Genomic DNA, 12056 nt, shown 5'->3' with positions numbered 1-12056 from the left:
CGGTTAAAGGCCGGCCATTGAACCGGCCGGCGGTGCTCCGGATGCCTTTGCTTTACCCGCTGTCCACACCAAGATAAAGAGGAAATCGTGTACGAAGGTGCTGTCCAGGAGCTGATAGACGAGCTCGGACGCCTTCCGGGCGTGGGACCCAAATCCGCACAGCGGCTGGCGTTCCACATCCTTGAAGCAGACCCGCAGGATATGAAACGGCTGGTGGACGCAATCACCACGGTCAAGGACCGGGTCAAATTCTGCACGGTCTGCGGCAACGTTACCGAGCAGGAGCTCTGCAACATCTGCCGTGACCCCCGCCGCGACCCAGCGGTCATCTGCGTGGTGGAGGAATCCAAGGATGTCCTGGCCGTAGAGCGCACGCGCTCGTTCCGCGGCCGGTACCACGTTTTGGGTGGAGCCATCAATCCGATCGCCGGCATTGGCCCCGAGCAGCTGCGGATCCGGGAATTGCTGACACGGCTCAATGACGGTGCCATCCAGGAAGTCATCATCGCCACCGATCCCAACTTGGAGGGCGAGGCGACGGCAACGTACCTGGCACGCATGCTCAAGACCATTGGCATCGCAGTCACCCGGCTTGCGTCAGGCCTCCCCGTAGGCGGAGACCTGGAGTACGCGGACGAAGTCACCCTGGGACGCGCCTTCGAAGGCCGGCGGAACGCACTGACCTGACCGCCCCGCCCCTGCGGGCACCGGCAGGGAACCCGGCTGCGCGAAGGGGCGTACTTGCCGCGGAGTTCTGCCAGCCGCGCAGCATGCGCCCGCTAGGCGGACCGGCGACGGCGGTCCGCTGCCGCGTGTGCACCTAACAGCAGCGCACCTGCCACCGCTGCCTGCAGGAGAAGCCCTACCGCGGCCATCGGCATGCGCTGTGCATCCCTGCTCCGCGGTTCACCATTGACGCACAGCACCTGGGTTCCGTCTGCCGCTTCCTGGAATGCCGCTGACAGGGACCTGATGAGTCCGGCGCCGGTGCCGGCGTCTCCGGCCAACATCACAAACAGAACGCTGGGACTGGCAGCGGGGAGCCACATAACCCGCTCCGTCCGGTACACCTCCGCTACCCCCACCGAAACGGCTGAGCACTCGTAGGCGACGGTGGATCCATCCGGCGCCCGCTCGATGTTCAGGGCAACTGTGACCGGTTCCTCTGTCCGGACGGCGGGCACCAGGAAAGCAGCAGCTGCAACACTTCCTGCCACCAGGAACAATGCCAGAGCCCAGCCGGCAACACGCGTCCGGCCAGCACGCCACCCCAGCGCGGCAACAGCCACCCCCATGCCTCCGAAGAGCGCGCCTTCAACCACTGCGACGCCGGCCGAAATGGCCGCCGCAGTCCCGGGTTCACCGGCGGCCGCCGCTTGCAGCAGCAGGGTGGTGAGGATGAGCACCGCGAAGACCAGGCCACGCAACGCTGCAGCGAGCACGGCAGCAAAGATCCTGCGCTCCGGATCCCCGCCGGCGGCCGCCGGCGCCCAGTACCGCATACCCCAGTGCATTGCCACCAAGGCGGCCGTAGCCGGCAACAGCGAAGAAGCCATCACGTACGCAACGACCGGGGTGGGCACCCATTCCGTGGAATCTCCGGCCGTTCCCGGCAGGAGCACCAGGGCGGCAACAACGGCCCATGTGGCGCAGAGGCCAGCCACGGCAACTGCCCAGAACCGAAGTGTCCGGACGGTTCCCAGCACGTCGGCCACGGCCGCCCGCCCGGCCGCCACAAAGCCAGCCGCCACAAAACGCCGGGCATCGCGGCCCGGCCGCCCGTCGTCGCCGTCGTTGTCGATGTCTTTGTCGTTCGGCAGCGGCGGAAAAGCGCCTGGCCCGATCGGCTCGAAATAGGGATCGGCCATCGAATCAACAGATGTCTGCGGGTCGTCGGCCACGGGGGACCCACCTTTCCCTGGTCAGGCCCCAGCCCCGGCTGAAACCGGCAGGCACGCCGGCCGCACGAACTCCATCACGTCCCATCGTGGTCCCACGCCGCGGGCCTGTCCAGAGCTTGCATGCTCAGGCGATGCGGGTACCCCGGGCAAGGCGGCGGGCAGGCGTCCGGAGGGCACGCCAGCCCAGCCACATCAAAAGCCCTGCCAGCACCAGCTGAAGGCCAAGGCCGAGGGGCCACAGCGGTGTCTTTTGCCCCAGGTAGGCCGGCTGCACAATCCCGTTCGCACACGGCACGGTACCCTCCGGCCCTGCCATTGCCTGACGCGCTGCCTGGCTGATGCCTTCAATCGCCCCCACGGACGGGAAACCCTGCTGGTTGGTGCGGTCCCGGTACGGAATCGCGTCCGCCACCACCACGAAGGGATTCATTCCCAGCGTCCACGCCACGCGCTCGGTGTGGAGTGCCGGCTGCTCGCGGAGCGGGCCGGAACAGGTGTACGTCGGTTCAAAAGGGCCGGACTGCAGCGGCGCATATTCCCGGTACTGGGCGTTGTTGGCCATTACCGTTCCCTGTGTCAGCCCCGTGCCGAGGCCGAAGGAAATCAGTGTTCCGAAAACCAGGCCGGCCACCACAAGGTAGGTCACCACGATCGAAAACAGCGGCCGGCCGGTGAGCGCCGAGATGCCGACGCCCAGGGCGCACACGACGCCCACTTCCACCGCAAGCATCAGCAGTGACACCAGCACGTGGCCCGGGGTCAGCCCGCCGAGCGCCACGCCGATGACCAGGAACGGCGTACTGGCAACGAGGAAGCCCAACGCCGCGAGCCAGGCGGCAAAGAACTTTCCCCACAGGATCTGGCCGGGTTCCAGCAGGGTTACCTGAAGGATGGCAAGTGTTCCGCCGGCCCGGTCGCCGTTCACCGCATTGGCTGACAAGGCAGGCGCCACCAGCAGGGCGAACAACAGGACGAACGCCAGGACCACCTCGAAAATCATGGAGCCCGGGCCGCTGGACTCCGGGGGCATGCCGAAGGCCCGCTGGGCGGCCTGCGAGGCATTCCAGCTTGCCCACGTCAGCCACGTGACCAGCCCCGTCAGCAGGAACCAGATGGCCAGCATGATGTACCAGCCGCGCGACCGCAGCCGCTGTTTCAGTTCCAACGGCCACCACATGGCCGATGCCGGCCAGGTAGGCCGCTGCCACGCCTGAGCGGGAGGTGTCCTCCCGGTTGCCTGTCAGCTGGCTCATTGCCGCTCCCCCTCGAGGTTCATGTACGTCTCTTCCAGGGCTCCGGCCGCTGGAGCGAAGGAAGTGATGCCGACGCCGGCGAGCACCAGATCGCGCAGGAGCCTCTCCGCGTCCCCTTCGCTGGGAAGGGTGAGGCTCACGCCCGGGCGGCGCCCGTCCTCAGCGCGGAACACCAGGCCAAGCTCCGTGAGTGTGGCGGCAAGCGCGGAGGTGTCCGATGCCGTAATGGCGTACCGCCGGCCACCGGCGGCGGCCTCCTCGGTGGTCTGCTGCCGGACGGTACGCCCCTTGTTCACAAACACGGCGCCGTCAGCGATTTCATCAAGTTCGCTCAGGACGTGGGAGGACACCACCACTGCTTTGCCCTCAGCCGCAAGCTGCCGCAGCATGATCCGAAGCTCCACCCGCGAGCCCGGGTCCAGCCCCGATGCCGGCTCGTCAAGGAGCAGGACGGAGGGATCATGGATCAATGCACGTGCCAGGCTGAGCCGTTGCTGCTGTCCCCGGGAGAGGACGCGGGCGGGCTGGTCGGCGAGGTCGGCCAGCCGGACGCGTTGCAGCATCTCAGCAACCCTTTGCCCTATGCCGGCCGCGGGAAGCCGGTAGAAGCGGGCCATCTGGGTGAGGATCTCGCGCGCGGTCAGTGACTCCCAGACGCCCAGGGTGTCAGGCATCCAGCCGAGCCTGCTGCGGACCTCGGCCCGGTTCCGGCTGGGGTCAAGCCCGCCGACGCTGATGCTTCCCTCATCCGGTGCCAGCAGCGATGCCAGCATCAGCAGGAGTGTTGTCTTGCCTGCGCCGTTCGGCCCTATCAGGGCCGTGACTTTGCCGGCCGGGGCATGGAAGTCCATATGCTCGACGGCGTGCACCGCGCCGAAGCTGCGGCTGACCGCCCTGGCCGTAATACCGCCGTCGGGCGCCGGCCCGTCCGGTCCTTCCGATGTTTCCGACATCATTGCCATGTTCCACGCACCTGTCCCCCACAGTTTTATGCATCCGATCACTTGAGCGTACGCCCGCCGTCCTTCCCCGGCCCTCCTCCTGCGGGCGGAGATTCGGTCACAATTCAACGCCGCGTTGCGGGCGGCGATAAACTGTCGGAGGAAGTCGCGCCGTCCTGGCGTCAGGCTGCCTGACCTCCAGAACTCCAATTGATCCAGTGAAGGTACGCGCATGAGTACGCCCACTACCGAAGTGCACAACACAACGCAGCCCCAGGTGCTGCCCACCGGCCGTGCGGTGACGAAACAGCTCATCGTGCAGAAGTTCGGCGGATCCTCCGTGGCGGACGCCGACGGCATTAAACGCGTCGCCAAGCGCGTGGTGGACGCCCAGGAAGCCGGCAACGAGGTAGTGGTTGTGGTGTCCGCCATGGGTGACACCACGGACGAACTCCTGGACCTCGCCGCGCAGGTGACCGATTCCGCCCCCGCCCGTGAAATGGACATGCTGCTGTCCGCCGGCGAGCGCATCTCCATGGCGCTGCTGGCCATGGCCATCAACAAGCTCGGCGCCTCCGCCCAGTCCTTCACCGGTTCCCAGGCCGGCATGATCACTGACGGCATCCACGGGAAGGCCCGCATTATCGACGTCGATCCGCACCGGATCCGCACAGCCCTCGACAAGGGGAACATCGCCATCGTTGCCGGGTTCCAGGGCATGAGCCGGGCCACCAACGAAATCACCACCCTGGGGCGCGGCGGTTCAGATACCACCGCCGTGGCGCTTGCCGCCGCACTGGAAGCCGACGTCTGCGAGATCTACACCGACGTGGACGGCATCTACACGGCCGACCCCCGCGTTGTCCCCTCGGCACAGAAGATCGACACCATCTCCAGCGAGGAAATGCTCGAACTCGCAGCCTCCGGCGCCAAGATCCTGCACCTCCGGTGCGTCGAGTATGCCCGCAGGTTCGGCGTGCCGCTGCACGTCCGTTCATCATTCAGCCAGCATGAAGGCACCTGGGTCATTCCCAGCGCCGAAGACAAGATCACCACTCAAGAGGGAGTTGCCTTGGAGCAGCCAATCATCTCCGGCGTTGCATACGACCGTTCCGAAGCCAAGGTCACAGTTGTGGGCGTTCCGGACATCCCCGGCAAGGCAGCCGCAATCTTCCAGGTCATCGCCGACGCCCACTCCAACATCGACATGATCGTGCAGAACGTATCCACGCACGGCACCGGACGGACGGACATTTCGTTCACGCTGCCCATCGTCGAGGGCGCCGACGCCCTCACCGCCCTGCACGCAGCACAGGACCAGATCGGTTTCGAGAGCATCGAATACAACGAGCAGATCGGCAAGCTTTCCCTGATCGGCGCCGGCATGCGCTCCCACCCCGGCGTTTCGGCGACATTCTTCAAGGCCCTGTCCGGCGCCGGCATCAACATCAACATGATCTCCACCTCCGAGATCCGCATCTCCGTTGTCACCCATGCTGACCTCCTCGACGAGGCAGTCCGCGTGATCCACAAGGCGTTTGAGCTGGACAGCGACAACGAAGCAACCGTTTACGGCGGCACGGGCCGCTAAGCGGCAACCAACCGTTTGCCCACGCAAAAGCCGGGCCGCCTTCCAAACTTTCGGAAGGCGGCCCGGCTTTTGCGTGGGCTGGTGGATCCTGCAACGGGCGGCTCAGGCCTCCCGGTCCAGGTCTTCGCGGCGTACGGCGTAGTGGTGTCCGGTCGAGTCGGTTTCCACCACGAAGTGCGAGAGATCCTCCTCCGAGGCCTGCTCGAATTCGTCATGCTTGTGCACTACGGGCGTATCGGTGTCCAGCCGGGTGGCAGGCCCAAAGAAGAAGCGGAGCCTGTCTGTCGCGCTCATGAACCCGCTGAGTACATGTGGCATTGTTTTCCACCCCCTTCCCGGTATGCCGGGGCAAAGAGTTTTCTGGCATTTTCGGGTGCCAGTGCCCTTATTTTACGCCGCAGCCCGGGAAAAGGCTCCGCCGGGCGGGGTGCAGCCAGGGCAACGCCACGCGGTCAACGCAGGGACTTGTCGTCGGGGTTCCTGGGAACAACGTAGGTGCTGCCGTCCGGCCGCGTGATGGTCTCCCACTGCTGGCTTTCGGCTTCCCGCAGTGCGAGCAGCCGCCGGTTCTCCTCGGTCATGTCGTGAACCAGGGAGGATCGGTTGGCTGGACCGAAGATGGCCCGCAGCTTGCCGGTGGCCCGCATGAACCGCTGCGAGGCGTTGCCTTGATACTCCGAGTTGCCCTTGCCCATGTCCGGCCCCTTTCCCATATTTCCTACCAACAGTGTACGCTAATAATTAGTGCACTAACAATTGGAGGACGCCTTGAAGACCGCGGCAACGGCAGACGCCGGACAGGACGACGACCTGCTCCTGGAGCATCAACTGTGCTTCGCCCTCACGGTCGCGGCACGGAGCGTGGTGGGGGCCTACAAGCCCGTGCTGGAGAAACTCAACCTGACGCACCCGCAGTACCTCGTGATGCTGTCCCTTTGGGAAACCAGCCCCCGGACCGTGCGGAACATCAGCGAAGCGCTGGCGCAGGAACCGGCCACCATTTCACCGCTGCTCCGCCGGCTCGAGGCGGCCGGCCTCATCACGCGCGGCCGGGCAGACGGGAACGAGCGGGCGCTCGCCGTCGAACTGACCCCACAAGGAGCAGCCCTGCGGCAGCAGGCACTGCAGGTTCCCGGGACCATGATGGAACGGCTCGGGCTCACGCGGGAGCAGGTCGCCGAATTGCATGCGTCCATGATGGGCCTCATCGCCGCCACGGCCGAAGGCCGTCCCTAGGGGCGCGGGGGCTCCGGCGCGGCCCGGAACAGGCCCAGCACAGCAGCTAGAATCGAAGGATGAAAGAGGCATCGGGCCATGCATAAAATGCGGTTGCGCCTGGCAGCCCTGGCAATTGCCGCGCTTCTGATGCCGGCTTGCACCCCTACCCCGGACGGCGGATCACCGTCGCCCTCGGCGACGCCTTCCTCCCCATCGGCAACGGCCTCCGGGACTTCCGCACCTTTACCCTCACCGGACGCTGAAACCTCGGTTCCGGCGCCGGCTCCGGCCCCTTCGCTGCCGCCCGCTGCGGGCCCGGGCCAGGGCAATGCCGAACTGGCCATCACGGTCATCCCTGCCGAAGGCGAGCCCGAGGTAAGCCATACGCTGGTGTGCGAGGCGGGTGTCCCTTCCGCCGAAAGCAGCCACCCTGACGCCGCGGCGGCCTGCGCAGCCCTAAAGGAAAATGCCGCCCTGTTGAACCCGGCAACTCCCGGCACCGCCCAGGCCTGCACGGAACAGTACGGCGGGCCGCAAAAAGCGACGGTCACCGGAGTGGTGGACGGGGTGTCCGTGGACACGGAGTTCGCCCGGACCAACGGCTGCGAAATCAGCGCCTGGGATGGCGCAAAGGATGTTCTTGGTGCCGCCGGTGGAGCAGCTTAGCCTCCTGGCGGCGGACGAGTGGAGGGCGCGGGAAGAAGCCCACCAGCAGCGCGTCGGCCGTTACGCTGATCCCTACCTGGCGCGCAGGTCCGCCGGGCAGAAACATCCGGTCGAGGACTTCCTCTTCACCTATTACACGCAAAAACCCGGCCAGTTGCGCCGCTGGCACCCCGGGGCAGGGGCTGTCCTTCCGGGTGAGGAAGCGGCCGTCCGCAGCGGCTGGAAACACTACCGGATGCTCGACGACGGCGAGCTTGCCTCCCTGGGGCTGCCGGCGGGAAGCACCGCGGTCACCGTTGACCGGAGCGCCTTCCTTGCCGACCGAAGGGACGCGGTGGCTTTTGCCGGCATCATCCTGCGGGGCACAGCGGCACGGCCGGCACAGTTCGGCTGCTTCGGCCTGCACGAATGGGCCATGGTCTACCACCAGGACAGGTTCGACCTGCGGCACGAGTACCTCCAGTTGCGTCTCGGACCGGCGGGCACGGACAAGGTGGTGGAGGACAACCGGATCCGCTGCACGCACTTTGACGCGTTCCGCTTCTATACCCCTGATGCCACTCCCCTGAACGAGTTTGCACCCACCCGCGAAACCCAGCGGCAACTGGAGCAGCCGGGCTGCCTGCACGCCAACATGGACCTGTACAAGTGGGCGTACAAGCTGCTGCCCGTGCTTCCCAGCGAACTGGTGATGGACTGTTTCGAGTTGTCCTGGCGGATCCGCGCCATGGACATGCAGGCCTCCCCCTATGACCTGGCCGAATGGGGATACCCCGCGATCCCGATCGAGACGCCGCAGGGCAAGGCCGCCTACGTTGAGTACCAGCGGTCCTTTGCAGCGGAGGCGGCAGTACTGCGGGAGCGGCTTGCCCTGGCGCTGGCGGCCGTATCGGCGGGCGTTCAATGATCGATCTCATCATCAGGCTGCGGGAGGACCCCGCCGCCGTCGAATACGAATTCCGGCTGAAAGCCACTGACGGCACGCCGTCTGCGGACTCAACGGTGCCGGACCCGGCCGCTGCCCTCGCTGTGGTGGAGAGGTTCGGCGAACGGATCTTCTTTCCCACGCCGGCACCGCCGAGGCTCTGCACCCAGCAGTATGGCGGGCCGCAGGTGGCCGTGGTGAGCGGAACTTTCCACGGGCGCCGTGTCGAAGCCGTATTCAGCCGGACAGACGGCTGCGAGATTTCGCGCTGGAACGCCATGGCACCCCTTTTGGGCGGCGGCACCGCCACCTAAGCGTGCGGACCGGCAGCGGAAAGGACAAGGGTCCCGGACGGTTTTGCCGTCCGGGACCCTAGGCCTGGTGCACTGTGATTATCAGGTTGACGGCAGCGCCTGGGTGAGGGCCAGGGGCGGAGCCCCGGCCGGGGCGGCGGAGGCCGCTGGACCCACCTGGACGTTCACCCAGGTCCGGATGCCGTTCCCGCCCAGGCTCAGCCGCGAGAGGTAGGACCCTTCGGACAGGCCAGACCAGGACACCGTGGCCGAGGTGGCCGTGCCGTTCGGAGCGACAATGGGGTTCGGCTCCACCGTGAGGTTGCCGGCATCACCGGCAAACGTCACTGCCTGGACCGCCGCGCTGGCCGCCCCGTTGTCCGGGGTGGAGTACAGATTGGCCACGATGTAGTACGTGCCCGCCCGCGGCGCCTCAAGTTCCAGGAACTCGCTGGCAGAGGCGGTGGCCACCTGGGTTGCCGTCAGTCCACCCGAGGCGTTCGGCGCGTATACCACCATGTCCCAGTCGACGTCGTCGGATTGGGCCTGGACGCCCAGGCGGGCAAAGGACGATCCCGCCGGGACATTCACCTGCATCAGGGCATTGTGCGCATCGTTGGTGGGCGCATACGCCCCGGGGGTCTTGGTGATGGCGGTCTGGCTCAGTGGGGCAAGCCCCTCAACGCCGACTGCTATCGGGGCGTCCGAGCCGGACACGAGCTCCATGGTGCCGCTGCCGCTGCCGGTGGCGGAGCTGAAGGAGAAGGAGGGAGCGATCTGTGCATCAACAGGCCGGATGGCGATAGGCGAGGTCACCGTGCGGGGACCCTTCCAGGCCAGGGTTCCGGTGCTGAACGTGCCGACGGCGGCACTGACGTTGCGGATGGTCAGTGTTACTTCGCGGCTCTGGCCTGCTTTGGAGAAGTTCAGTGACTGGGGTTCCACCTGGACGCTGAAGCCCGGCATGGTGACTTCCGCGCGGTACATGCCCGGGACCAGCGCCGTCAGCTGCCGCTTGACCTGGACTTCCCCCACAAGGCTGCCCAGCGCGATGGACGGCAGGTTGAGGTCGCGGGCGGCGATGGTGCCTGCCTGTGGTACCCCGGTGTCCACTCCTTGCCCGTTCAGGAAGCCCAGCCAGTCCTTGATGCCCGAGTTGTAGACCAGCCCGGGGTCAAGGACCCGGGTGGAATCGATGTGGCCGGCACCGCCCTGGAAGGGATCGGTGTTGGCGGAGCCGTCCGCGTTGACCAGCGGGTAGGCCGTGGTCATCATCGCGGACTTCACCATGGCGGGGCTCCACGCAGGCTGCCTGCTGAGGACCAGGGCACCAAAACCTGCGATGTGGGGTGCGGCCATGGACGTGCCGGACATGAACCCGAACTGTTCCCCGTCGTTTCCGATGGTGGAGACGCCGGCCAAAACGTTGACTCCGGGTGCTGCGATGTCGGGCTTGAGCAGGTCACCGCCGGATGCCAGGGAGGGGCCTCGGGAGGAGAATCCGGCGATCTGCGGGACGGCGGCCGGCGGTTCACCGGTCAGGTCGCCCTTGACCAGGCTGACCGTCAGGGCGGGGTTAGCCTCCAGCTTGGACTTCAGTTCCAGGCTCTTCGGGGCGTTGACGTGCACGGTGGGGAGGACATGGTTGTCCGCGTCCTCGGAGCTGCTGGTGAGGTTCACCAGGATCATGCCCACGCCGCCCTTGGCCTGGACTTCCTGGCTCTTGGCCGTCCGGTCCACCACCCCGCGGTCGCACACCACCACTTTGCCGGCTACCTTGGCCGGGTCGAGGCTGCCGGGGCCGCAGAGGTTGGGGTTCGCAGCTCCCGCCGCGGCTGCCGCCGCAGCGACCACCACCTGTTTGTCCGCAACTTCCGTTTTCATGATGGACGCACCGCGGTACAGCGAGCCGTCGGAGACCTTCACGGTACCGAGCAGCTCGCGCGGGAAAGTGGACGCGGCAACGGTGGTCAGCCAGGGCGAGGCGTGGTTGACCGTGGAGGCGGCGGGACCGGAGTTGCCGGCGGAGGCGGAGACAAACACACCGGCCGCGGCAGCGTTCAGGAAGGCCAGTGCCACGGGATCGGTGGTGCTGTTGTTATTGCCCGATATTGAGTAGTTCAGGACATCCACGCCGTCCTTGATGGCGGCTTCCACTGCCTCTATGGAAGCGGAGGAGTAGCAGCCACCGGTGTCCGGGCTGGTGTCTTCCCAGCACACCTTGTAGACCGACACCTTTGCGGCGGGAGCAACGCCCGAGCTCCTGCCGAAGCCGGCACCGTCGATCACCTGATCGACCTTCGCGTTTCCGGCGGCCGTCGTGGCGGTGTGGGTTCCGTGGCTTCCGACGTCGACGGGTGAAATGAGTTCCTGCGGTGCGCGGTTTCCAGGGGCCACGTACTGCAGGAAGGAGTCCGCGAAGTAGCGCGCACCGATGACTTTCGAGTTGCACAGTGAACCGTCGAAGGCCGCGCCGCTCCCTTCGCCCTTCTGGCATTCCCCGGTAAACGTGGTGCCGTCGGCCTTGAGCATGGCAATCTTGCCGTCAGCCGTGCGGTAGGGAACGCCCACCTGCGCTTGCCCCTGAAGCGGCTGCACCGGTTCACCCTGGAGGAAGGGGTTGTCCGGTGCGTAGCCGGAGTCGATGACGCCCACCACCACGCCTTTACCCGCGTTTGCTTCCCCGCCGAACTGCTTTGCCCAGACACCGTCGGGGCCGGTGAGCTTGAGGAAGTCCGTGGTGGTGTAGTCGGGGGCGTTTTCCACATCCGGCGCCACCGCCAGGACGCGGTTGTCCTTTGACAGGGCGGAGGCCTGGGCCGCGGTCAGCTCGGCGCTGAAACCGTTGAGGGCCGCCGTGTACTGCCTGGCTGGCGTGACGCCCTGGGCTGCCGCTACGTCCCGCTGCTGCTTGCGGAGGTGCGCGTCGTACGCGTTGTAGTTCGGGCTGCCGGCGTCAAGCTTCCTGCCCTTCTGGGGTTTGGTTGCGCCCAGTCCGGGCGTTTCCCCTTCGTATGCTGCTGCCGCCGCCCCGGCCAGCACCACGATGTAGCGGCCGTCGTTGAACTGCGGTGCCCCGGACTGTGTTGCTGTTTGCCGGTCCTGGCTGGCCGGCACCGCGGTGGCGGGAGTTATGGCCATCGACGTCAGGAGAAGCGGCAGGCCGACGGCGAGCGACGCCGCCTTCCGGAATCCCCCGCCCCTGACGGGGCTCTTTCCAGTTGATCTCACGTGCAACCCTTTCACGATGTACCGGCCCGGCTATGGT

At 66.5% G+C, this 12056-nt stretch carries 12 protein-coding genes; 6 read left to right on the top strand and 6 right to left on the bottom strand.

Annotated elements, in window-relative coordinates:
• The first annotated feature begins 87 nt into the window (after positions 1–87).
• Positions 88–687 (top strand): recombination mediator RecR, encoded by a 600-nt coding sequence (gene recR, locus DXK94_RS19360; protein WP_079598146.1) that lies wholly within the window; start codon positions 88–90, stop codon positions 685–687.
• A 92-nt stretch (positions 688–779) separates the two neighbouring features.
• On the opposite strand, the gene DXK94_RS19355 is transcribed toward recR, so the two are convergent.
• From DXK94_RS19355 to DXK94_RS19345, 3 genes are all read right to left on the bottom strand, one after another.
• Positions 780–1901: a hypothetical protein gene (locus tag DXK94_RS19355; protein ID WP_258868626.1), complete on the bottom strand. Its 1122-nt coding sequence runs from the start codon at positions 1899–1901 to the stop codon at positions 780–782.
• A 124-nt stretch (positions 1902–2025) separates the two neighbouring features.
• On the bottom strand, positions 2026–3066 hold the full coding sequence (locus DXK94_RS19350) for an ABC transporter permease (protein WP_258868625.1): 1041 nt from the start codon (positions 3064–3066) through the stop codon (positions 2026–2028).
• 84 nt (positions 3067–3150) lie between these two features.
• Complete coding sequence (locus tag DXK94_RS19345) at positions 3151–4107, bottom strand: ABC transporter ATP-binding protein (RefSeq protein WP_115526224.1); 957 nt, start codon at positions 4105–4107, stop codon at positions 3151–3153.
• A 220-nt stretch (positions 4108–4327) separates the two neighbouring features.
• Between DXK94_RS19345 and DXK94_RS19340 the strand changes: the two genes are divergently transcribed.
• Positions 4328–5686, top strand: a complete 1359-nt coding sequence (locus tag DXK94_RS19340) for an aspartate kinase (RefSeq protein ID WP_115526156.1) — start codon at positions 4328–4330, stop codon at positions 5684–5686.
• 102 nt (positions 5687–5788) lie between these two features.
• Here the strand turns inward: DXK94_RS19340 and DXK94_RS19335 are convergent, their stop codons facing one another.
• Complete coding sequence (locus DXK94_RS19335; RefSeq protein ID WP_079598148.1) at positions 5789–6004, bottom strand: hypothetical protein; 216 nt, start codon at positions 6002–6004, stop codon at positions 5789–5791.
• Between the two features lie 134 nt (positions 6005–6138).
• Entirely contained in the window at positions 6139–6399 is a 261-nt protein-coding gene (locus DXK94_RS19330; RefSeq protein WP_395930034.1) for a hypothetical protein, read from the bottom strand.
• Positions 6400–6454: 55 nt separating this feature from the next.
• On the opposite strand from DXK94_RS19330, the gene DXK94_RS19325 reads away from it, so the two are divergent.
• The 4 genes from DXK94_RS19325 (at position 6455) to DXK94_RS19310 (ending at position 8809) form a co-directional block, all read left to right on the top strand.
• Positions 6455–6922, top strand: coding sequence for a MarR family winged helix-turn-helix transcriptional regulator (locus DXK94_RS19325; protein WP_115526155.1), 468 nt, complete (start codon positions 6455–6457; stop codon positions 6920–6922).
• Between the two features lie 78 nt (positions 6923–7000).
• A complete protein-coding gene (locus tag DXK94_RS19320) occupies positions 7001–7570 on the top strand; it encodes an SSI family serine proteinase inhibitor (RefSeq protein WP_115526154.1) in 570 nt (189 codons plus the stop codon).
• Positions 7539–8477 carry a 3-methyladenine DNA glycosylase gene (locus DXK94_RS19315; RefSeq protein WP_115526153.1) on the top strand — a complete coding sequence of 313 codons (939 nt, stop codon included), beginning with the start codon at positions 7539–7541 and terminating at the stop codon, positions 8475–8477. Before DXK94_RS19320 ends, DXK94_RS19315 begins: the two co-directional genes overlap by 32 nt.
• Positions 8474–8809 carry a serine protease inhibitor gene (locus DXK94_RS19310; protein WP_115526152.1) on the top strand — a complete coding sequence of 112 codons (336 nt, stop codon included), beginning with the start codon at positions 8474–8476 and terminating at the stop codon, positions 8807–8809. The genes DXK94_RS19315 and DXK94_RS19310 overlap by 4 nt, the downstream gene beginning before the upstream one ends.
• 81 nt (positions 8810–8890) lie before the next feature.
• Here the strand turns inward: DXK94_RS19310 and DXK94_RS19305 are convergent, their stop codons facing one another.
• Positions 8891–11929, bottom strand: coding sequence for a S8 family serine peptidase (locus tag DXK94_RS19305; RefSeq protein WP_395930081.1), 3039 nt, complete (start codon positions 11927–11929; stop codon positions 8891–8893).
• Between the last annotated feature and the right edge of the window lie 127 nt (positions 11930–12056).

Source organism: Arthrobacter sp. RT-1 (assembly GCF_003367205.1).
Taxonomy (GTDB): domain Bacteria; phylum Actinomycetota; class Actinomycetes; order Actinomycetales; family Micrococcaceae; genus Arthrobacter.
This window is presented reverse-complemented; position numbering and strand designations above follow the sequence as displayed.

Excerpts from the sequence above, each read along its gene's own strand:
- DXK94_RS19335 (WP_079598148.1), bottom strand. The coding sequence starts at position 6,004 with ATGCCACATGTACTCAGCGGGTTCATGAGCGCGACAGACAGGCTCCGC.
- DXK94_RS19330 (WP_395930034.1), bottom strand. The coding sequence starts at position 6,399 with ATGGGAAAGGGGCCGGACATGGGCAAGGGCAACTCGGAGTATCAAGGC.
- DXK94_RS19315 (WP_115526153.1), top strand. The coding sequence starts at position 7,539 with ATGTTCTTGGTGCCGCCGGTGGAGCAGCTTAGCCTCCTGGCGGCGGAC.
- DXK94_RS19320 (WP_115526154.1), top strand. The coding sequence starts at position 7,001 with ATGCATAAAATGCGGTTGCGCCTGGCAGCCCTGGCAATTGCCGCGCTT.
- DXK94_RS19305 (WP_395930081.1), bottom strand. The coding sequence starts at position 11,929 with ATGGCCATAACTCCCGCCACCGCGGTGCCGGCCAGCCAGGACCGGCAA.
- DXK94_RS19345 (WP_115526224.1), bottom strand. The coding sequence starts at position 4,107 with ATGTCGGAAACATCGGAAGGACCGGACGGGCCGGCGCCCGACGGCGGT.
- DXK94_RS19310 (WP_115526152.1), top strand. The coding sequence starts at position 8,474 with ATGATCGATCTCATCATCAGGCTGCGGGAGGACCCCGCCGCCGTCGAA.
- DXK94_RS19340 (WP_115526156.1), top strand. The coding sequence starts at position 4,328 with ATGAGTACGCCCACTACCGAAGTGCACAACACAACGCAGCCCCAGGTG.